This window comes from Paenibacillus sp. FSL R5-0475 (assembly GCF_038004585.1).
GTDB lineage: Bacteria > Bacillota > Bacilli > Paenibacillales > Paenibacillaceae > Paenibacillus_AQ.
This window is the reverse complement of record NZ_JBBORK010000001.1, coordinates 3423336-3445630: the sequence shown is the minus strand read 5'-3', so window position 1 is coordinate 3445630 and position 22295 is coordinate 3423336. Positions and strand designations below refer to the sequence as shown.

General features: G+C 44.0%; 22 protein-coding genes, 1 riboswitch and 1 other annotated feature. Of the genes, 15 read left to right on the top strand and 7 right to left on the bottom strand.

The window, feature by feature from the left end:
- Positions 1-47 precede the first annotated feature (47 nt).
- The 14 genes from MKX41_RS15510 to MKX41_RS15445 all read left to right on the top strand — a co-directional run bounded on the left by MKX41_RS15510 (position 48) and on the right by MKX41_RS15445 (position 12824).
- Complete coding sequence (locus MKX41_RS15510) at positions 48-761, top strand: DUF2953 domain-containing protein (protein ID WP_340971613.1); 714 nt, start codon at positions 48-50, stop codon at positions 759-761.
- An 84-nt stretch (positions 762-845) separates the two neighbouring features.
- A complete protein-coding gene (ytfJ, locus tag MKX41_RS15505; RefSeq protein ID WP_340971611.1) occupies positions 846-1367 on the top strand; it encodes a GerW family sporulation protein in 522 nt (173 codons plus the stop codon).
- A gap of 166 nt (positions 1368-1533) precedes the next feature.
- Positions 1534-2733 (top strand): D-alanyl-D-alanine carboxypeptidase family protein, encoded by a 1200-nt coding sequence (locus MKX41_RS15500; RefSeq protein ID WP_042190269.1) that lies wholly within the window; start codon positions 1534-1536, stop codon positions 2731-2733.
- A gap of 35 nt (positions 2734-2768) precedes the next feature.
- Entirely contained in the window at positions 2769-3434 is a 666-nt protein-coding gene (locus tag MKX41_RS15495; RefSeq protein ID WP_042190267.1) for a nucleoside recognition domain-containing protein, read from the top strand.
- Positions 3435-3486: 52 nt separating this feature from the next.
- Positions 3487-3975 carry a spore maturation protein gene (locus tag MKX41_RS15490; protein WP_042190265.1) on the top strand — a complete coding sequence of 163 codons (489 nt, stop codon included), beginning with the start codon at positions 3487-3489 and terminating at the stop codon, positions 3973-3975.
- A 66-nt stretch (positions 3976-4041) separates the two neighbouring features.
- Positions 4042-4386, top strand: a complete 345-nt coding sequence (locus MKX41_RS15485) for an N-acetylmuramoyl-L-alanine amidase (RefSeq protein ID WP_340971606.1) — start codon at positions 4042-4044, stop codon at positions 4384-4386.
- 20 nt (positions 4387-4406) lie between these two features.
- On the top strand, positions 4407-5165 hold the full coding sequence (locus tag MKX41_RS15480) for a pseudouridine synthase (RefSeq protein ID WP_036676166.1): 759 nt from the start codon (positions 4407-4409) through the stop codon (positions 5163-5165).
- A gap of 120 nt (positions 5166-5285) precedes the next feature.
- A complete protein-coding gene (locus MKX41_RS15475) occupies positions 5286-5807 on the top strand; it encodes a redoxin domain-containing protein (protein ID WP_042190261.1) in 522 nt (173 codons plus the stop codon).
- Positions 5807-7492 carry a cytochrome c biogenesis protein ResB gene (gene resB / locus MKX41_RS15470; RefSeq protein WP_340971604.1) on the top strand — a complete coding sequence of 562 codons (1686 nt, stop codon included), beginning with the start codon at positions 5807-5809 and terminating at the stop codon, positions 7490-7492. The genes MKX41_RS15475 and resB overlap by 1 nt, the downstream gene beginning before the upstream one ends.
- Positions 7489-8751 (top strand): cytochrome c biogenesis protein CcsA, encoded by a 1263-nt coding sequence (gene ccsA, locus MKX41_RS15465; RefSeq protein WP_042190256.1) that lies wholly within the window; start codon positions 7489-7491, stop codon positions 8749-8751. Before resB ends, ccsA begins: the two co-directional genes overlap by 4 nt.
- 77 nt (positions 8752-8828) lie before the next feature.
- The gene (locus MKX41_RS15460; protein WP_036676174.1) at positions 8829-9545 is read left to right on the top strand and encodes a response regulator transcription factor; all 717 of its coding nucleotides are present in this window, start codon (positions 8829-8831) and stop codon (positions 9543-9545) included.
- A complete protein-coding gene (locus MKX41_RS15455; RefSeq protein ID WP_340971601.1) occupies positions 9546-10982 on the top strand; it encodes an ATP-binding protein in 1437 nt (478 codons plus the stop codon).
- Positions 10983-11100: 118 nt separating this feature from the next.
- The gene (gene glpK / locus MKX41_RS15450) at positions 11101-12594 is read left to right on the top strand and encodes a glycerol kinase GlpK (RefSeq protein WP_340971599.1); all 1494 of its coding nucleotides are present in this window, start codon (positions 11101-11103) and stop codon (positions 12592-12594) included.
- 14 nt (positions 12595-12608) lie between these two features.
- Positions 12609-12824 carry a DNA-binding protein gene (locus MKX41_RS15445; RefSeq protein WP_179086697.1) on the top strand — a complete coding sequence of 72 codons (216 nt, stop codon included), beginning with the start codon at positions 12609-12611 and terminating at the stop codon, positions 12822-12824.
- A 70-nt stretch (positions 12825-12894) separates the two neighbouring features.
- Here MKX41_RS15445 and MKX41_RS15440 read toward each other — a convergent pair whose 3' ends face one another.
- From MKX41_RS15440 to MKX41_RS15415, 6 genes are all read right to left on the bottom strand, one after another.
- Positions 12895-13887, bottom strand: a complete 993-nt coding sequence (locus MKX41_RS15440) for a 3-oxoacyl-[acyl-carrier-protein] synthase III C-terminal domain-containing protein (protein WP_042190247.1) — start codon at positions 13885-13887, stop codon at positions 12895-12897.
- Between the two features lie 51 nt (positions 13888-13938).
- Positions 13939-14289, bottom strand: a complete 351-nt coding sequence (locus MKX41_RS15435) for a hypothetical protein (protein ID WP_042190245.1) — start codon at positions 14287-14289, stop codon at positions 13939-13941.
- A gap of 39 nt (positions 14290-14328) precedes the next feature.
- Entirely contained in the window at positions 14329-14697 is a 369-nt protein-coding gene (locus MKX41_RS15430; protein WP_340971595.1) for a carboxymuconolactone decarboxylase family protein, read from the bottom strand.
- Between the two features lie 10 nt (positions 14698-14707).
- Positions 14708-16351 carry a thiamine pyrophosphate-binding protein gene (locus MKX41_RS15425; protein ID WP_052404378.1) on the bottom strand — a complete coding sequence of 548 codons (1644 nt, stop codon included), beginning with the start codon at positions 16349-16351 and terminating at the stop codon, positions 14708-14710.
- Positions 16352-16469: 118 nt separating this feature from the next.
- A riboswitch (cyclic di-GMP riboswitch) is annotated at positions 16470-16565 on the bottom strand.
- Positions 16566-16756: 191 nt separating this feature from the next.
- A complete protein-coding gene (locus MKX41_RS15420; RefSeq protein ID WP_042190241.1) occupies positions 16757-18007 on the bottom strand; it encodes a methyl-accepting chemotaxis protein in 1251 nt (416 codons plus the stop codon).
- Between the two features lie 122 nt (positions 18008-18129).
- On the bottom strand, positions 18130-19086 hold the full coding sequence (locus MKX41_RS15415; RefSeq protein ID WP_042190239.1) for a helix-turn-helix transcriptional regulator: 957 nt from the start codon (positions 19084-19086) through the stop codon (positions 18130-18132).
- A gap of 173 nt (positions 19087-19259) precedes the next feature.
- On the opposite strand from MKX41_RS15415, the gene MKX41_RS15410 reads away from it, so the two are divergent.
- Positions 19260-20093, top strand: a complete 834-nt coding sequence (locus MKX41_RS15410; RefSeq protein ID WP_339797472.1) for an SDR family NAD(P)-dependent oxidoreductase — start codon at positions 19260-19262, stop codon at positions 20091-20093.
- Positions 20094-20165: 72 nt separating this feature from the next.
- On the opposite strand, the gene serA is transcribed toward MKX41_RS15410, so the two are convergent.
- Complete coding sequence (gene serA / locus MKX41_RS15405) at positions 20166-21758, bottom strand: phosphoglycerate dehydrogenase (protein WP_076284555.1); 1593 nt, start codon at positions 21756-21758, stop codon at positions 20166-20168.
- Between the two features lie 246 nt (positions 21759-22004).
- Positions 22005-22235: a binding site (T-box leader), on the bottom strand.
- Positions 22236-22295: the final 60 nt, after the last annotated feature.

Genomic DNA, 22295 nt, shown 5'->3' with positions numbered 1-22295 from the left:
TACTAAACCAAAGGTTCCCATTATTAAGGTTTCTTGGAGGTAAATACGTGACGTTATGGCTTGGAATACCCCTCGGATTGCTGGTACTGGCAATGATCCTGGTTCTGTCTTCATCTATCGATTTCCGCATCCGGTGCTATAAACATGACAAAAATGATCTGATCGAGTTAGATGTTAAGACACTTTTTGGTCTGATCAAACTCCACTATGAACTGCCTCGATTGGTCTTTAAGGGATTGGAGCAAGGCGTGCTTGGGAAGTTTAAAGAGACGGGTACCGCGACTACAGGTGTTGACACTGTAAAGGAAGAACAATTCGATAAAGAAAGAATTGAGCGCTGGCGGGACAATGTACAGCTAGCAGTGAAATCCACACGTGGATTGAAGAAGTGGTTCAAGGAAACTGTATCACATGTCAAAATATCAAAGCTCGACTGGTCCACAGACTTCTCACTAGGTGATGCGGCAGACACTGCCATAGTATCAGGAGCCGTCTGGGGATTGAAATGGAGCATCGTTGGATTTATTTCGCAGAGGGTCAAATTGAAACACAATCCACGAGTGTTTGTGAAGCCTGTTTTTCAAGATGAGCATTCTTTTTCAATGGAGTTCGTATGTGAGGGTAAATTGTCCGTTTCCTATGCCGTATACGCATCATTGCAGCTTCTTCTTCGTGTCTTGAGGGAGGCGGGGGGAATCAGTAAGTGGAGAAAATTACTAAAACGGATGCGTAGGGAGTCTCATGGGCAAAGTTTAGAATGAAAGTTACATACAAATGCGTGGATGTGGGGATGATAAGCGCTGTAGAAGCAAGAGAAATCGTACTCAATTAAAGGAGGAAACAATATGAGCGACCATCCTATTCAGGGTCTAATGCAAACAGCGATGGAAAATATCAAGGGTATGGTAGATGTTAATACGATTGTTGGAGATCCAGTACAAACACCTGACGGGAGTATTATTCTGCCGATTAGTAAGGTGGCCTTTGGGTTTGCTGCAGGGGGTAGTGATTATCGAGTAGAGGATTCTATAAGTGGATCAAGCTCCCAAGGCGGTGTCAAAATGCTTCCTTTTGGTGGCGGTAGTGGGGGCGGTGTCTCCATCAGACCGATCGCTTTTCTAGTGGTTGGTAAGGATGGGGTAAACATTGTGCCACTCGACAATCAAACGCATTTGTTCGAAAAAATTATCGATGCCACGCCTGGGCTCATCGACAAAATCCAGACAATGTTCCAAAGCAGCAGTTCTTCAGGTCAAGCTGGGTCAACTGCTACACAAGCACCACAAGCACCACAAGCACCACAAGCACAAGCATCACAAACACCTGCTAAACCCGATCCAAGTACATCCCAATCTTCAACACATTAGGTACACATAATTCAACAAATAGCCTCGGGGATATCGCCTTACATCAGGCGGTGTCCCTTTTTGTGTGGAGAGGACATACCCTAAGGCTGGTCCGCATACACTTGTACAACATAAGCATGAAATGAATGACTTTACTTAAGAACCGATAAGAATCCGGAGGATAAATATGAAGACAATAACCCGTAAATTTCCAATCGCCTTATTACTGAGCATTTTGCTGCTGTTTCTGACACCGCTAACTTTGATTCATGCGGAGAACAGCTCCATATCTACGCATGCAAGGGCAGCGGCGCTGATTGATGTGGAATCCGGGCGTATTTTGTATAGCAGTCGAGGAGATGAGCCGATGCTTATTGCCAGCCTGACTAAAATAATGACTGCCCTCGTCGCTATTGAGAATGGTGATTTAGCATCCAAAGTCAAAGTTGGTAAAAATGCTTTCGCCAAAGAAGGCTCCTCTATTTATTTACAGCAAGGTGAAGAGATGACGCTGGAAAATATGCTGTATGGTCTAATGCTGCGCTCTGGGAATGATGCGGCAACAGCGATCGCTGAACATATCGGCGGTTCTGAAGAAGGGTTTGTATACCTGATGAACAATAAGGCTGAAGAGCTCGGATTAAAAAATACTCATTTTGCTAATCCGCATGGTCTAGATGCTGAAGGCCATTATTCGAGTGCTAACGACTTAGCCGTACTGACGGCGTATGCTCTTCATAATCCTGTATTTAAGCAAATTGTGAAGACACAGGAGAAAACTGCGGACAATCCAAATGAGAAATGGGATTACAAGTGGAGAAACAAAAATAAAATGCTGTACTTATATGAGGGCGCAGATGGTGTGAAGACAGGATATACCAAAAAAGCGCTACGCTGCCTTGTCAGCTCAGCGACCAGAAACGGCCAGCAGCTTGTCGCAGTGACCATAAATGATGGGGATGACTGGAATGATCATGCCTCACTGCTAAACTTTGGATTTAATCACTACCCACTAAAAACAATGATCGAACGTGGGGACCCCGTGAGCGGTTATGACTTCGTGACAGCCAAAAAATTTGCCTATCCGCTCGGACAAGGGGAGCAGGATAGAGTGACCACCAAACTTGTCTTAAATCAGATCCCTTCGGCGTCAGCCAAAGCTGCAAGATCAAACTTTGGATTACAAGGGGTTCTCGTTCTAGATCTAGGTGGCAAGGAGATAGGCCGGGTTCCAGTATATACACGAGAGTCCTTACCACCTGAGGAATCCGCTTATACTAAAAAATATAGTACAACGCAAGCACACACTTATCCTGCTGATAATTGGTTTCAGGCTATAGGGAGTGCACTGAAGGCGTTATTTAAATTGGGTGAAAGTTCCAAGTAAGCAGATAGCTGAATAATGAAGAGGGAGGCGTATCCATGATTAACGGGATCTGGCTAGGAATGATCATCATCGGTTTTCTGTTCGCCGCCGTTAACGGCAGAATGGATGAATTTACAGCCGCCGTATTCGACGGAGCCAAGAGTGGGGTTACAGTAAGTTTCGGCTTAATAAGTGTGCTTGTATTCTGGCTAGGAATCATGCGGATCGCAGAGGATGCTGGTTTGCTTAAAAAAATAGCCAAGATTCTTGGGCCAATCGTAGCCTTCCTCTTTCCAGATGTGCCGAAGGGCCATCCTGCAATCGGATATATTCTCTCCAACATGAGCGCTAATTTGCTTGGACTTGGCAATGCGGCTACACCTATGGGGATCAAGGCGATGCAGGAGCTGCAGAAGCTCAACCCGGATAAAGAAACGGCCACACCAGCCATGTGTACCTTACTGGCGCTTAACACAGCAAGCATTACGCTAATTCCCGCGACACTAATTGCGATCCGATTGAATTACAATTCGGCAGATCCTGCGGGAATAGTAGGCACAACCCTCGCCGCAACGGCTGTGGCGACTCTTGCGGCTATAGCGGCTGACCGGTTTTTCCGAAGGATGACATTGCTGCGCAAACCTCCAAAGCCGCCGTCAGCAAAGTCTGGTTCTGCTCCATTGGCCAAGACGTCGCTGCCTAATTCTTCATTGAAAGGGTGAGCATGACTTGTACCAGTTAATCAGTCTCCTATCGGCATGGGCGATTCCTGTCATGATTACGTTCATCCCGCTCTATGCTTTTACGCGTAAAGTCCCGGTGTATGAGTCATTTGTTGAAGGGGCCAAGGATGGATTTGGAACGGCAATCGCGATTATTCCTCATCTTGTGGGAATGCTTGTGGCGATCAGCGTCTTTCGTGCATCGGGCGCACTCGACTTCCTAATGGGATTCATATCTCCTGCTCTGCGGGGACTTGGCGTACCTCCAGAAGTACTGCCGCTCGGCCTTCTGCGGCCCCTTACTGGGACAGGCTCGCTTGCTTATACCACGGATCTGATTCGCGTTCATGGTCCGGATTCTCTAATCGGCATGATTGCCTCCACCATACAAGGCAGCACGGACACAACGCTCTATGTATTAACGGTTTATTTTGGAGCCGTTGGTGTGCGTAACGGACGTTATGCACTTAAGGTAGGTCTATTCTCCGATGTTGTTGGCTTCGTCGCCGCGATCGCGGTCTGCCTCCTGCTTTTTGGGTAGGAGGCGTCACCCCCTTTCCTTCCTCGACATATGCTATTGCAGCAATGTGGAGGGAGGCAATCCGCTATGAACTACAAAGGTTTTATTCTGCATCAGTCTCGCTGTACTTCCATTAATGGCAAAGGCTTTGATTTCTGGGTTGGTGTGGACGGAGCCATTTATGCAGCACCGCTGCTGACCGATCCGGAGTATATTCACATTTGCTTGGAAGGTGATTTCAGCAGGGAAGATGGCATTCCTCCATTATCTGGAAGGAAGGAGCAGGTATTTGCCACAGGTAAACTCATTTTAGAACTGGTAGAGCGCTACCAAATCTCCCCTTTAATCATCGAACCCCACAATAATTACTGCCCAGGCGCATTTTTTCCATGGAATGAACTTGTGATTTATCCCTCTGATGGTTATCATTAATCTGAGGTGACTAGTCGAAAATGGAAAGATTACAGAAAATTTTGGCGCAGGCAGGTGTGGCGTCCAGACGTAAGTGTGAAGAAATGATTTTGGCCGGTAAAGTGGAAGTCAACGGGGAACTCGTAACTACGCTTGGCACGAAGGTGGACCCCGCAACAGATATTATTAAAGTCTCCGGTAGACTGATCCGGGGCGAGAACAAAATCTATATTATGTTCAACAAACCTAAAGGAGTCATTACAAGTGCTTCCGATCCAAAGGGTCGCAAGGTTGTAACAGACTACCTTAAAGGAATTACAGAACGGGTTTACCCTGTAGGCCGTCTGGATTATGATACGGAAGGACTGCTGCTGTTAACGAATGATGGAGATTTCGCTAACTTGCTTACCCATCCTAAGCATCATGTACCTAAGACGTATCACGCTACGGTCAAGGGTATTCCGCACGGTACTGCACTGGACAAGCTAAAGGCTGGGATCAAGCTGGAAGATGGTATGACAGCGCCTGCCGAAGTAGAGTACAAAGATATTGATGAAGCGAATAAAGAAGCAGTAATCAGCATTACGATTCACGAGGGACGTAACCGTCAGGTACGACGCATGTTTGATGCGATTTCACACCCCGTTCTCCGTCTGAAGCGGATTTCATTCGGGGATATTATGCTGCAAAATCTTAAACGTGGATCCTACCGTCATTTGACTAAAGATGAAATTAACCATCTGCAGCAAATTGCCAAAGCAGGATTACTCAAAGAAAGAACTCCACGTAAAGAGTCATAAAGACACACAATATTCACAATTAAACCCCCTAATACTGTGACGAAATTCGCTATAATGTTCATAGGATGTTCACACCTTACAACATAAGTATGAGTTGCGTCACAGAAGGGGGCTTTACATGTGGGTAAGGCGAGAAAACCAATTCAAATCGTAATTCTGTTTCTAATCGTTCTAGTGGGTGGTTATGCAATTGGTTCCTCTGTATTTGGTGGAAGCGGAAAACCAGAGGAAGGTAGTAAAGCGCCTGCCATTGATTTGCTGGGTCTTGATGGACTTGGGCATACGTTAGACGAGTATAAGGGGAAGGCTATTGTGCTGAATTTCTGGGGCTCATGGTGCACGCCATGTGTAAAAGAAATGCCGGCTCTCCAAGCACAATGGGAAAAATGGAAGGACAAAGATGTAGTCGTTATTGGAATCAACGTAGGTGAAGATCAGATGACTGTCGAGAATTTTGTGAAGCAAGTCAATATTGATTTTCCGATTTTGATGGACACGGGACGAGACGCTGTACGAAGTTATGGTATTTCTCCACTCCCCACTACTTTTTTTATTAATGCAAAGGGTAAAATTGACAGCATTCATATTGGCCAGCTTGATTTAGATTCACTAGATGATCAAATTGGGAAGCTGGTGGATTGATGAGTGAACGCGAGGCTTTTATAACCAATACCAAATGTGAATGTGGCCATCAGAACCCTGTAGGCACTGTTCTATGTGAAGCATGCGGAAAGCCGCTTGGCAAAGAATCGGACTGGGGCGAGAATCTGGAAATGCGTTATGATGGTGTAGCCCGTCGTTCGCAGCGTGTTAATCCAAGCATTATTGATCGAGTTTGGAACTTTTTTTCATCTGTCAAAATAGCGATATATCTAATCGTTTTGACACTGTTAGGCTCTATGCTGGGAACCATTTTCCCTCAGGAGAGTACTTTCCTTAATATTGATGCATCGAGTTATTATAAGCAGGAGTACGGAACTGCTGGGGATATCTACTATAAGCTTGGACTTTCACATACATACGAATCCTGGTGGTTTGTGACTCTACTCGTAATGATTGGTGCTTCACTAGTCATTTGTAGTTTGGACAGAGTACTTCCGCTATATAAGGCATTAACTAGGCAGAAGATTCGGAAACATCGTCAGTTCTTAACTCGGCAAAAGGCTGTGCTAGTTACTGAAGTGCAAGAAGAACCAGAAGCTTGGGTTGCTCGGGTGGTTCAGCCTATGCGTAAAAAGGGCTACCGAGTCAAGACGGATGGAGGAGCTCTGCTGGCAGAGAAACACCGATTCAGCCGCTGGGGGCCTTACGTAATACATATTGGTTTGATTATTTTTTTACTTGCTGTACTGGCAAGAGGATTGCCGGGTCTCAACATGGATCAGCATCTTGCTTTCCCGCAAGGGGAGATTACACAGATTCCGGATACTACCTACTATTTAAAAAACGAGAAATTCACCGTAGAGTTCTACACCGATGAAGAGATGCCAGAGGAGTTTCGAGGCAAAAAGATCCTTCCAAAATTATTCCAAACTAAAGCAGTGCTATATAAATGTTCCGCGGATTGCTCAGATCCTACTAAGAAACCGCAGCTTACCGAGGTGACAACGCATAATATCCAAGTAAACTCACCTTTGGATTATAAAGGATTGAAAGCGTATCAGTTTGATTATGATCTAACACCTGTGCTGCGTTCTGTACAGCCAGTGCTTAAGAATTCCACCACTGGGGAGTCGTACGGTAAATTCAAACTGGATATGAAGAATCCGCAGCGTACAATTACAGCGGGACCCTATACGATGACTTTAAAAGAGAAATATATGGATTTTGGACTGAATGAGGATGGTCAGCCGATATCTAAGTCGCCTTATCCGAATGCACCAGCATTCTTATTCTTGATTCAAGGACCGAATTTGCCAGCGGAAGGGCAGCAGTACTTCTATTTTCCTAAGCAGGTAGATAAGTCTCAGTTTCAGCAGGTGGCTATTAACGATAAGCTTGGTGGCAGCAATAGATTTCTTGAGCTTGAAGTGGACAACATGAGCGATGTTGATTTTTCGGAATCGACTACATACTTGAATATACGTATTGATCGTGCAATGCCTTTTGTATGGTTAGGTGCAGCAATCGTGATGCTGGGTTTAATCCTTGGATTTTACTGGCAGCATAGACGCATCTGGCTTACCGTTGTAAACGGAGAGCTAATACTCGGAGGACATACGAACAAGAATTGGTTCGGTTTCCGTCGTGAGATCGTTTCTATTTTAGAAAAAGTAGATATGGTAGTCGATGAAAAATCAATAGATAATGGAGGAGGCCTTACATGAGCTTGCTCGATATCAGCAGTGCCGTCTTTATTGCCGCATTCTTATTATACAGCGGGTCGTTTATGTTATTCACTATCGCTATCATGGGTCGCAAGTGGTCGGGCCGCAAGCCAGAGGAACATACTGCTCGATGGGGTAAAATAGCTTTTATTGTTTCTTCTATAGGTCTTATCTTTCATCTTATTTATTTCTTTACACGTTGGTTTGGTGCAGGACATATTCCAGTCAGCAATATGTATGAGTTCATGACTTTCTTATCCATGATGGTTATGGTAGCCTTTACAGTGATGTACGCGATCTATCGCAAAGTTATTCTCGGTCTGTTTGCAGTTCCAATTAGCATTATTGTGATGGCGTACGCAGCTGTATTTCCACAGGAGGTTCAGCCGTTAATTCCATCCCTGCAATCGAACTATCTCAAGATTCACGTAACACTGGCAGCACTAGGTGAATCCTTTTTCGCGGTAGGTTTTGCGGCAGGGCTGATGTATCTGCTACGGACTGTTAATTTTTCCAGTAAAGAGAAGGCGGATCGTAAGCAACAGAGACTGATTGAATTTACTCTCTTTTCAATCATTGTTATAATTGGGTTTCTGGGTTCAGTTTTTGCTTTCCGCGGAGCAGGTTATGAGACTGTTTTTGTTCGTCCCAACGTTACGATTGACAGCGCAGGGCAGGAAAATAGTACAATAGAGAAAGTGAGTTATCGAATGCCGCCGATTGTGGCTCCTCACAATAGCGAAATTGAAAGCTTCCAGTCGTTTCTTGGCATGAAAGAACCTCTCTTTGAAGCTCCTTCATGGATGAATGGTGTGAATGCTGGCCGGAAGTTTAATACTGTAATCTGGTCGATTCTTTCCGGATTACTCCTTTACGGAATTCTTCGCTTGATCGTACGCAAGCCACTAGGCGCAGCGATTCACCCGGTTATGGAGGGGATTGATGAAGGCGATCTAGATGAGATAACGTATAGGGCGATAGCCATTGGCTTTCCTATTTTCACATTAGGCGCTTTGATTTTTGCAATGATATGGGCGCAAATAGCCTGGGGAAGATTCTGGGGATGGGACCCCAAAGAAGTCTGGGCACTCGTTACTTGGCTTTTCTATAGTGCTTATCTTCATTTACGATTGGCTCGTGGATGGCAAGGGCGAAAATCTGCCTGGCTTGCCGTTCTAGGCTTTTTGGTCGTAATGTTTACCTTAGTTGGCGTTAATCTAGTCATCGCCGGACTTCATTCTTATGCGGGGACGGACTGAGCATAGTTTACCTGCTAACACAGCACAATGGATTTAAGGTTACGTTCTACTGTATTTGATGAAGGGGTTGTTGTGAAATGGCAGATCATTTAAACAGAATTCTGGTAGTGGATGATGAGGAACGCATTCGCCGCCTGCTAAAGATGTATCTTGAAAAAGAAGGTTATGAAATCGACGAAGCTGAAGATGGCGAAATCGCTCTTCGCAAAGCAACAGCAAATGACTACGGTCTAATTTTGCTGGATGTTATGCTGCCTGGCATTGATGGAATGGAAGTGCTGACCCGACTCAGAGGGGTCAAATCGACACCTGTCTTAATGCTTACAGCTAAAGGCGAAGAGATTAATCGTGTACAGGGCTTTGAAATGGGCGCGGATGATTATGTCGTGAAGCCATTTAGTCCTCGCGAAGTGATTTATCGCGTGAAGGCCATTATGCGCCGTTCTTCAGCAACAGCATTTTTGTCCAAAGAGAGCAACTCCAGTAATAACATTGTATTCACTCATCTTATTATTGAGCATGACGCACACCGAGTAACTGCTGGTGGTGAAGAAGTGAGTCTGACACCGAAAGAATACGAACTGCTGCATTATTTGGCGATTTCACCGGATAAAGTGTTCTCTCGTGAAGAACTGCTTAAAGATGTTTGGAATTATGAGTTTTTCGGAGATTTGCGTACAGTCGATACTCATGTTAAGCGTCTTCGTGAAAAACTGAATAAAGTATCACCGGAATCCGCGGCGATGATTACAACTGTATGGGGTGTAGGCTACAAACTTGAGGTACCTAAATAAGTGAACTTCTGGAGAAGTCTTGTCGGCAAGCTGTGGGTCACGATCATCTGCCTGGTCGCTGTCGTGCTTATTACACTCGGGTTGTTTCTACTTCCCTATATCGACAGCAACTTTGCTAATTCCGGCGATATCAAACGTTTATTTATGTATACGTGCATGATCGGATTTTCTTTGACGACATTCTTCGCGTTGTTCTTGTTTACCAAGATCACTCAACCGATGCAACGTGTCATCGAGGCTGCAAACAACATTCGACGTGGTGAATACGGAACAAGGCTGACGCTGGTCACAAGTGACGAGATTGGCCAATTGGCGACTTCCTTCAACCATATGGCTGAGGAGTTGGAAGAGAATATTCGCAGTCTGCACCATGAGAAGGGTCATCTATCCAGTGTATTACGCAGCATGAGTGATGCTGTAATCACCTTTGACATCGAAGGCCAGATTATTCTGACCAATCCGCACGGTCAATCGCTACTTGAGAGCTGGAGCGATTTAGAGTGGGAACAAGAGAGTGACATTGAACCTCATATGGAAACGGCTGAGAGTAATGTTCCACCTCCCCTGCGTCCTTTATTTTTGAGCACGTTGAAACAAGGCGGCGATGAGCGTTCTAATGTACATGTCCGGCAGGGCGTGTGGTCCGTCCATATGGCACCTTTATATTCTGAGGGTAGCATTCGTGGAGTGGTTGCTGTTCTGCGTGATGTGACTGAAGAAGTACGACTCGAAAAAATGCGCCGTGACTTCGTGGCAAACGTCTCTCATGAGATTCGGACGCCATTATCGATGATGCAAGGTTATAGTGAGGCTTTACTTGACGGCATGGCTTCTTCACCAGAGGAAAGCAGTGAACTGATTCAAGTCATTCATGATGAATCGCTCCGTATGGGACGTCTTGTAAAGGATCTGCTCGACCTTGCGCGAATGGAAGCTGGACATACGGATATGTTGAAGGCAGAAGTAGATGTGAACGAACTGCTGGAACGAGTGTATCGGAAATTTTCCGTACGTGCGAAAGAGCGTGATATTCATCTGCAGCTAAATAAAGAGAGCGATGTCCTTGTTCTTAAGGCAGCGGATGAAGATAAGCTTGAGCAGGTCTTAACCAATTTGCTCGATAATGCTTTTCGTCATACGCAGGGTGGCAAGAAGATTACAGTTCATACAGGAACTTGTGTCTTAGAAGGGCGTCGCTATTTTGAAATTAAAATTCAGGATGAAGGCGTCGGCATTCCGCAGGAAGATCTGCCTTATATATTTGATCGTTTCTACAAAGCCGATAAGGCACGTGTACGGGGAGAATCAGGTGGAACGGGACTCGGGCTTGCGATTGTTAAAAATATTGTTGAGTCGCATCACGGAACCATTTCAGCTTCCAGTAAGTTGGGCGAAAGTACAACCTTTACCCTAAGACTTCCTGTCGAAAAACAGTAATTCCAAACACAATGTGTGATAGCGCCTCTGACAGCAGAGGTGCTTTTTGTTGAAACAAACACATTAATCTTGTTCATCGTGGAACATATCTCATTGTTTATGCTTGGGAGGCCATCAAATGATTTTATCTTTAGACCAAGGGACTACCAGTTCACGAGCCATAGTGTTCGATGAGGACGCTAGAATCGTCTCACAAGGGCAATATGAGGTTGAACAATCTTTCCCACACCCTGGCTGGGTGGAGCATGACCCAGAGCAAATCTGGGCGTCACAGCTTGCAGCTGCAAGAGATGCGATTACTCAGGGCGGGATAACACCTCAGGAAATATATTCCATTGGAATTACAAATCAGAGGGAAACGGCCCTGATCTGGGATAGAGCAACAGGCAAGCCGATTTATCCTGCGATTGTGTGGCAGGACAGACGTACTGCAGAGCTGTGTGAAGAGATCAAGAGTAAGGGGTTAGAGGGACTCATTGCTAGCAAGACGGGACTCGTTGTGGATGCTTATTTTTCTGCAACAAAATTCTCATGGATTCTTGATCATGTAGACGGCGCACGAGAGCGGGCGAATAATGGCGAGCTACTAGCTGGGACAGTAGACAGCTGGCTAATCTGGAAGCTTACTGGCGGGGCTGTACATGCTACTGATGTAACTAATGCATCGCGTACGATGCTATATAATCTACATGAGCGCTGCTGGGACGAAGAGCTAATGAAGGAGCTTCGTGTACCACGCTCCATCCTGCCAGAAGTGAGGATGTCCGGTAGTGAATTTGGAGCAGCAGACGCGCAGTGGTTCGGGACAGAAATACCTATTCACTCTGTATTGGGGGATCAACAAGCTGCTTTGTTTGGACATACTTGTCTTGAACCCGGCAGTGCCAAAAACACATATGGAACTGGATGCTTTATTCTGATGAATACAGGTACAGAAGCTGTAGTCTCCAGTCATGGGTTGTTGACTACTGTAGCTTGGGGAATGGGGGATGAACTCTATTATGCACTCGAGGGCAGTGTGTTTGTAGCTGGAGCGGCTGTACAATGGCTTCAGGAGGGGTTAGGACTCATAACGGAGCCGGCAGGCTCGGAAGATAAAGCACGGGAAGTAGAGGACAGTGAAGGGGTTGTCGTCGTACCTGCTTTTACTGGACTAGGTGCCCCTTATTGGGATATGTATGCACGTGGAGCAGTTTTCGGTCTAACTAGAGGAACCACCTCGGGGCATTTGGTAAGAGCAACGTTAGAGTCATTAGCATTTCAGTCTAGAGATGTAATTGGGGCGATGGAAAAAGATGCAGGCATGCCATTGACCGGACTTCGTGTAGATGGTGGAGCGGTTCGTAATGATTTGCTGATGCAGTTCCAGTCTGATATCCTCGGTAGTGAAGTTACTCGAACTACATATGCGGAGACGACTGCGCTGGGAGCAGCACTTCTGGCTGGATTAACCTCAGGAGTCTGGACAAGAGAGCAGCTAGAAAGCTTTAACAAAGCTGAGAGGGTCTTTTCACCTGTAATGGGTATAGAAGAGCGTGAAAGACGTTACAACGCCTGGAAAGACGCTGTAGCGCGTACCATGGGCTGGGAAAAACATGAAAGATATCAGTGATCAGGGAGATGCATATGTCTATGTTTAATGGAACAGAATCTGATCTACCGAGTGGACTATCTAAGCCTGCACTTCGAGCACTTCATGGTGCTGGGTATACACAGATTCACCAAATCAGTATGCTCACTGAGTCAGAGCTTCTGCAGCTCCATGGGATGGGACCAAAAGGGATTGATGTACTACGGCGTGCGCTCACTGAAAAGGGGTTATCCTTTGCCAGCGAGTCCTAAAGAACAGATCAACCTAAAAAGCGGCAAGCTAAGGATAATCCTTGGCCTGCCGCTTTTTAGGTTGTAACGCTTAATATTCAATAACAAATGCTACGTTTTGCCATCCAGCGCCCACTGTCCAGAACAGAACTTTATCTCCGCGTTCGATCTTTCCTGTAGTAATAGCTTTGTGTAGAGCGATAAACGGGCTACTGGTTGAGGTGTATCCGAATTCATCACCTATGTAAACCGCAACCTCACGATCAATACCCACTTTTTCACAAACACCAACGATATTAGGCAGTGAAAGCTGTGAGAAACAGGCCGCTTTAATAGATTCAGGCGCTATGTTGTTATCAGATAGAAGTGTGCGAATCGATTCAGAAGCAGCATCTACGCAAATGGAATCATCAAATGGAATGAATTTCACATTGAATTCTCCAGCCGCGACGCCTTTTCTACCCAGATTAGCCAAGCCTTCAGCCGGGAACATGGAGTTGCCGTAAACGCATGTGTCTGTTTGATAGACAGAATCAATGAAGCCTACCGCATTATCATCGCGCACAAGAAGGACTGCCGCAGCTGCATCACCGAAGTTAGCATAATAGACTGGATCATTCTTATCTGCATGAGGTGCTACATAATCGGATCCGATGACCAAAGCACGTTTAATTCTAGGATTGGCTTGCATTTGACGGCTCACCTGTTCTACGGAAGCAGTCATACCTGCACAGTTAGCGTTGCTATCTATACAAATTGTATGGGATGCGCCGTTAATTAAACGGTGAATCATTAAAGAGTTAGTAGGAAAGATATATTCAGGAGTTTGACTTGCATAGGCAATAAGATCGATATCAGCGCCAGTGAGACCATTTTTATCCAACACATTACTGGCAGCCTCAAAAGCCATCGTAAGAGAATTTTCTTCCTCATTCTTAATGCTATAGCGCGTATCACGACCTAAAGTGGTCAGTAGACCTCGGATATCAATACCCTTTTCGTCAAAATGCTTAATAAAAAAGTCGTTACCAACTTTATTACTAGGATGATAGATATCAATGTCTTGAATACGAATTCCGGTCATATGAATGAATCCTCCTGAAAAACTCTATAGTTTTTTTAGTTATAAGAAGAATTAAGCTGTAACGGTGGAAATGATCTCGATGTTATCTAGTCCTGCTTTACGACCCAGACGAGCAAGCTGCATTTTAAGAATTGGGTTATTCTCAAGGGTTAGATTTACTTTTACAAATCCATCATTCTTAAACATTACGAAGCAACCTTCCAAAAGAGGCACAACATCAGGTGCAGTTACGTTTAGCTTTCTGCAGTCGATTTGTAATTCATAGTCTGCTGGAGTGATAGGATTAATAGTTTGTTGATAAGCTTGGATAGATTTCAGACCATCTTCTTCAGAAAATGTTCCTTCCAGCTCAATATTGATCACTTTTTTAGTAGTGTCTGTCTTTAAAATAAACTGTCCCACGTTAACATCTCTCCCGATATTTTAATTTACTGAAAATAGTTACTTTATTTCTTCAATCGTTTCGAGAAGAATATTAAAAGCGGTGATGATTCTAGGTGCCCCTATAGCGGGTACTAAGTGTAATAGAATACCTTTGAGTTGTTCTACAGTAACACCCACACGAAGAGCCATGACATAATGAACACCCAATTGATCAAACTGACCCATCGAAATCAGGGCAGAGATAACTGTGATTTCCTTCCAGTCAGCTTCGATTGTGTTGCGTTGAAAAATATCGCCGTAGGCATTCCCCATAATAAATTCAGCCAAATCGGGGAAATGTTCTTTAATCGGAGCCAGTGCTTTAGCTCCGTAGTCTCCAGAGAGATTCGTGAAGTGGTTCAGACCACTGTTTACATTGTCTTTCATAAGTGACCTCCTAATTTAGGTTCAAAGTACGGTGAGCAGTCGGAGGGACCTCATCACGGTCTGTTAGCAGTTCAATGACGGCAACACGGTTGATGGCAACAGCGTCCTTGATGGCTGTTTCGAACTCCTCCGCTGTCTCACATTTGTAACCCTTAGCGCCTAGTGATTCTGCGAATTTCACTGCATCCATAGGGACTTCGTAGATAGTTCCGTCAATACGTCCTGTAGTTTTTTCCATACCTTTTAGAGCCATATCTAGCTGTTTATTATTCACAACAATGAATATGACAGGAATATCCTTGCAGACAGCAGCGTTAATCTCTGCGCCTAGCATCATAAAGCAACCGTCTCCTGTAATGCAGAAGATCGTTTCTTCTGGAGCAGCAACCTTTGCACCAATCGCCATCCCGATAGAATTACCCATGCAAGCAAAGTAAGCATCGAAAACAAAACTGCCCGGTTTCTTAACCTTGTACCATTTCGCAGCATGGAAACCGTGACTTCCATCATCAACAAAGACTGTGCTGTTATAAGGAATCAAATCACTCATCGTACTCAAGACCGATGCAAGTGAAAGGTTTGGTAAAATCGGAGGCTCTTCGGTATAATCAGAATTTGTCGGTGCTTCGCGTTTTGTGATGTTGTTCGTGTCAATATTATTGAGATAGTAAACTAGATTGTCGCGTAGATCTCCAGTCACTGGAATTGTTTTAGAGAACAATATTTTTCCGACAAAAGTCGGATCGCTATCAAACTGAATTAATGTTGCAGGATGATTTTCCCTTTTAAGATTACAAATAGTCATATCACTTAAACGTGACCCGAGAACGATAAATAGATCACTTTGATTCAGCAAGTCATCCCCATGGGTACAACCGCCTACTCCAATTGGACCGTGATAGAGTGGATGATCCCAAGCTATAGCCCCTTTACCACCTGGAGATGTAACTACAGGAATATTAAATGTTTCCGCTAATTGAATTAGCTCACTATGTGCTCCTGAGCGGTTAACGCCTTTACCCGCGATAATTATTGGATTCTTAGAGTTATTTATAGCATCAAGTACACGGTCGATATTAGCATGGCTAACCAGTGATTCGCGTTCAGGGATTACAATATTACATTCCTCTAGCAATTCCGTTTGGACATCAAAGGGAATACAAAGGTGAACTGGACCACGATTACCGCTCAAAGCAATGGATATGGCATGATTAAAGATTGTGTTAAAGTGATCTCCACGTTCAATAAGCTTGCTATACAAGGTGGCAGGTCTAAACATATCAGCTAAATCAGCTAGAAAAGAAGTAGAGTCCTGACATTGGGGAATTCCAAGCTCTTTAATAGATTGATGGCCAGTAATAAATAGGACAGGTAGGTTGTTAGCCTTAGCATGTGCTGCTGCAGTTAATAGGTTTGTTCCACCAGGACCTGAAGTACCAAAAGCTACACCTAGTTTTCCAGTTTTAAGCGCATACCCGGCTGCTTCGAAGCCGGAACTGGACTCATGTCTCCCAGGAATAAATTCAATACCGTAATCTACCATTTTAAGAACAATAGGACAAATGGATTTCCCAATAATACCAAAGGAATGGGTAACACCTAGGTTCCGTAGTGCTTCCGACATGTAATCTGCGACTGTCTTCAAAAAATACACCTCACAAGTTGATTGTTATTTTAAAATCAAACATTAGAAAACCTGTGCTCTGAATTAGGGCACAGGTTGGTGGCATAAATCGCCATAGAGACTGAACAATTGTTCAGTCGTCTTGGTTATCTGCAACCTGGCAGTCATGGCCTCTGATTAAAAATGAGGCTGTAGATCCATGGTTTTGCGTCATCCTCTTTCGAAGATTTTGCCAATATTAATTTTAAAATTTATAAGAAGAATTTTCCTTTACAATATATTCCTAGAGAACCTTTGTCAATATATTTTCGCAAATTAACTCGAATTTTGACGAAAGTCTTGTCCAACCTATGAAATAATAGATATAAAAAAACTCCCCCTAAGTCAAAACTTAGGAGGAGTTTTTGGACTTGTTTATATATTTTTGCAAGTGACTTAAAACTTGAAAATATGGATAGTCTTCTGTAGATTAAACACAGCCTGTGTCATTTTCTCAGTTTCTTCAGCAACGGACTGCAGGGCATTAATTTGTTCATTCATAGCGGCGGATACTTCCTCGGTGCCGGCAGCGGTTTGCTGTGTGATTGCAGAGATATTCTCTATTGCACTTGAGATTTTCAAGGCACTTTCCAACATCAGATCACTTTCAGCAGAGAAGGAAGAGATTTGCTCGGTAATATACTGCACACTTTGCACAATTTGAGCAAAGATATGAGCAGATTGAGTGATCATCTCATTCTGTACCTGTACGACTTCTTCGTTGATAGCGATATTGTCAATCGCTTGTTTGATATCAGTTTCGATGCTCCGAACTAAGCCAAAGACTTCCTTCGTTGAAGCTGTTGATTCCTCGGCAAGTTTACGAACCTCCTGTGCGACTACAGCAAAACCTCGACCATGCTCTCCGGCGCGTGCTGCTTCGATGGAGGCATTCAGCGATAAGAGGTTGGTCTGCTCAGCGATCTCTGTGATGGTTTTTGTAATCATCGTAATTCCGCGAGCATTATGAGACAGGGCTTCGATAGTATCAGCTACTTTTTGAGTAGCCTGGATGTTTTTGCGCATGCCTTCAGCTTGAGTATCAACGGACTGCCGTCCTTGTTCAACTAGTTCTAATGTATGTATTGAACGTCTGTTCATTTCTTTCGTTGAGTTCGTATAATTGGATACTTTATTCTCAATATCTTTAATGGATTCTGTCATTTCAGCGATATCCGTAGATATTTCATTTGCACCAAGAGCTAGCTCGTTAGACGAAGAGGCTACCTGTGCCATGACAATTTTCAAATTCTGATTCTTATCTTCGATTCCACGGCTTGCATCCATAACTTGACGAGTGATTTGTGATGCTTCTGTCAAAATCTTCTTGAGCTTGTCAATCATAGTATTAAAGGAACGACTTACGTCCCCCATAGACCCGTTCTCGTCGGCTCTACTAGTAAAATCCCCTTTTGAAATACTATGAGATACATTCGCGATGTCATCAAAAGAAGATGTAAGCGTTCTCTCGATAAAGCGGGCCACTGGGAAAGTTAGAGCAGCAAGAACAACGATTAGAACAATACCCAAAATAATGTTGCCTAAGATCATAAAAGTAACTAAAACAGGAATGGCAAATAGTGCGGCAACGAGGTAACATCCGGCAACAATTCTTTGTTTTAACGGAAGTTTATGCATCCAGTTCATTGGTATAATGTCCTCCTTATTAATATTATGTATTGGTGTTATTATATGGGATTTAAAGGTGATTGGTCTATAGTAAGAACTGACATAAATCTTCTTTTCGGAGTAGTTCTTTAGATTTCGTGTCAAAAATCCTCATAAATAGCGGAAATTTTTGCGATAGCAGACTTTACCATCTCTAAAAGTTCTTGCGGTGAAAGTACAATAACCGAGGGACTAAAAGAAAGGATTATCCGGCAGGCCGACTCGATCGTATTAAATTCGGCATCTACGTTCACCCACTCAGCATTGCTTGTTGGCTCTATTAATTGGACAGAGACGAATCTTTCTCGCTGTAATTCTTTTAAGACAGATGTTTTAACCCTTAGCTTTACTTGATACTTTGGCAGTGCTGCTTTAAAGGCCGTGGTGGACTCTTCCCAGTACTGTTTTAAATCAAAGTCATCAGGTCTTTTAAACCACTCATGTGTCTCCTCAACGTTAACTAATCTGGACACACGAAAGGTTCGTAGTTCATCTTTGCTTTTGGCTACGACATACCATACTCCGCGTTTTGCAACTAACCCAAGAGGTTCAATGAAACGGACCGTTGTCTCGTTGCTCCGGAGATAAGTGATTTTTACTTTACGGTCCTCCCAAAGTGCTCTCTGCAGTACAGAAAGGAACGGATAAGTCTCATCCGAAGGATGCCAACTGGCGCCATCAATATGAATACGCTCGCTTAGGTAATTTGCTGGGTTACTAAGTCGATGTGAGGATGCAGCCTCTAGTTTGAGAAGAGCGGAAGAGTAGTCGTCTTGTATCCCCAGATCCTTCATTATAGATGCGTCAGCGGACAGAAGCAGTGAACCAATCTCTTGTGGCTTCATTCCCGTTAGGGAGGTTCGGTACCCTTCAGTTAGCATCCAGCCTCCTTCACGACCACGTTCAGCTAAAATGGGTATTCCTGAAGCACTTAATGCTTCCATATCACGAAACACAGTTCGTTCTGATACCTCGAGTGTTTGGGCCAATTCTCTAGAAGTCATTTTTCCACGATTTTGCAACAGAAGTAATATTGATAACAAACGGTCGGCTCTCATTAGGCTATTGTACCTCCTCGAATTAATGATTGGACGATCACCATTAATCATTTCTAAATTATGATTATATTATATATGTCAGTTGATGTCATATATACGGGTTATACTTATAAAACGTAAGGAATATTCACAGAATATTGAAATCCGAATTCATGTGGAAAGGGTTGAGGGCTATGACATTGAAAGGGAAAGTCGCATTGGTTACCGGGAGCAGCAGAGGTGCTGGGAGGGGGATCGCTTTAGAATTAGCGAGAAGAGGAGCTTTTGTCTATATTACAGGGAGGACCACAGATGTATCCGTCACAGAACATATTAAGGGGAGTATAGATAGCGTACTTAGAGAAATAAAAGAGAGTGGAGGTTCTGGTGCGGTAATACGATGTGACCATACGAAGGATCAAGAAACAGAAGCAGTGATCCGCCAGATCGCTGAAGAGCAAGGTCGGCTCGATATCTTAGTTAACAACGTATGGGGAGGCAATGATTTAGCTATCGAGCAGAAGCCTTTTTGGGAGCTGCCTACAGCTCATTGGGACAATATGTTTAATGCCGGTGTGAGAGCACAGATGATCACAAATTATTACGCAATTCCCTTGATGCGCAAGGCAAAAACTGGTGGTCTAATTATCCATACAACCTTCTGGGATCATTATAAATATTTAGGCAACTTTTATTATGATCTTTCTAAAAATGCACTTTTACGTATGGCTTTCGGATTGTCGAAGGAGTTAAAGGATGACGGCATTGCGGTTATGCCACTTTCACCTGGATGGATGAGAACAGAAGCGGTTCTAGAAGCCATGAATACAGATGAGGAACATTGGCAAGAAGTTGAGGAACTGAAAATGAGTGAATCGACGACATATATTGGTCGAGCAGTGACTGCACTAGCCGCTGATCCAGAGGTTATGTCTATGTCCGGTGAGCCACAGCTGGTTGGAAAGCTTGCTGAAAAATATGGTTTTACAGATATTGATGGAAGGATAATCCCTTCGTTCATAATATAGGAAGAAAAAGATTCGTAAAATATAAGAAAGGCCACTCCAATACATTCTGGAATGGCCTTTCTATATTATAGATTAAAGAAGGATGATTTCTTCAGCAGTGTTAATTTCTGGTAAACCAGCGAGTTTCACAAGGACTTGCTTAGGAACGGCTTTGTCAACGGTCAGCAGCATGATTGCAGCGCCCCCAACAATTTTACGTCCCACTTGCATGGAAGCGATGTTTACATCGTTCTCACCAAGCAATGTACCCACGAGTCCGATAATCCCTACTTTGTCGTTATGGGATACAAAGATTTGATGACCTTCAGGAGCAATATCAACTGGGAACTTATTCACTTGAACAATCCGTTCTCCGTAACCTTGCAGCAGGGTGCCGGCAACAAGATACTCTTGGTCACGATCAGCTTTTAGAGTAACAGTAATCAGGTTGGTAAAGCCTTTAGTTTTAGAAGCTTTAGTTATTACTACGTTCACGTCGCGTGTTTTCGCTAAATGCATGGAGTTTACGATATTAACGTCCTCTGCAAAGTGGCGGGAGAGCACACCTTTTACAATGTAGCGGGTTAGTGGTTGGGTATCTACATCCGAAAGATCACCAGCGTATTCAACATGGATCTCACGGATAGCAGCAGCTGCAATTTGGGTAACAAAGCTGCCCAGTTTTTCCCCAAGCGTGAAGTAAGGTTGAAGCTTATTCATTACACTTGGAGCCACTGGAGGAATGTTGACCGCGTTAATGAACGGTTCATTGCGCAGAATATGCAACACTTGCTCCGAAACATCGATCGCCACATTTTCTTGAGCTTCAATCGTAGAAGCGCCAAGGTGAGGAGTCACGATGATTTTTGGATGAGACAGGAAAGGATGATCTGCTTGCGGCGGCTCTTTCTCAAATACGTCGAACGCAGCGCCAGCAACAATACCGCTATCTATAGCTTCTACTAATGCCATTTCATCAATTACACCACCACGTGCACAGTTGATGATGCGCATTCCCTTTTTCATCACTTCGAATTGTGGGCGAGAAATCATATGGCGTGTTTCCGGAGTAAGTGGAGTGTGCACAGTAATGAAGTCTGCTCCGCGAACAACATCGTCTACGGAAGCCAATTTAACTTCCATCTTTTCAGCACGTTCAGCTGTTAGGAAAGGATCGAAAGCAAGAATTTCCATACCGAAAGCTTTAGCACGTTTAGCCACTTCGCTACCGATTCTGCCCATTCCGAGTACACCTAAAGTTTTGCCACGAAGCTCTACACCTACGAATGTTTTTCTATCCCAGGTTCCACCGATTGTTTTTGCATAAGCTTGTGGAATATGACGGGCCAGAGCCATCATCATTGCGAAAGCATGCTCACAAGTCGTAATTGTATTTCCATCAGGAGCATTGATTACAACAATACCACGCTTTGTTGCAGCATCCAGTTTGATATTATCTACACCAACACCTGCACGACCAATTACTTTTAGATTTTTTCCTGCTTCGATGATTTTGTCTGTTACAGTAGTTTGACTGCGGACAAGGAGACCATCGTATTCACCGATAATTGCAATGAGTTCGTCTTCGCTGAGTCCTGTTTTTTTGTCAACAACTACATCTTCTGCGTCCATCAATTGCTGAATGCCCAAATCACTGATTGGATCCGATACTAATACTTTAAACATGGTTTCTTATCCCCCTTAAAGTTGAAAAGCTTTATATGTCGAGGACGCCTTTTTGGGCAATCCACAATACCTGAAGATTCACGAACTAGTAGAGAAAAAACATGCGATAATAGTAGATCAACGCGGTGTCGCATAAAAGAAGCTGCGTGCAGAAGTACCGCGGAATCGGTAACTTTGGGCAAAAGGATAGTATAGATTAGGTATTTAGAAATTAAAAAAACTCCCGACCCCCATACTACTGCCGTAGTAAGGGACGAGAGTTATCTTCGTGGTACCACCCTAATTCACTGCAACTTGGAAGAAGCAGCCTCATTGGCCTGCAAAGGCCACACTGGTAACGGAGTTGATCCGATTGCACCTACTTTAAGGTTCGATACAATATCTCAGGAGCGCTAAAGACATCTGTTTGTCACCGGTTTGCACCAACCACCGGCTCTCTGAAGACTTCCAGAATCTTTGTTCCATCATCGTTTTTGATTGATTAATTTTTTCATAATGTAACACGGTAATGTAGATGTGTCAATAGGCTTTGAAAGT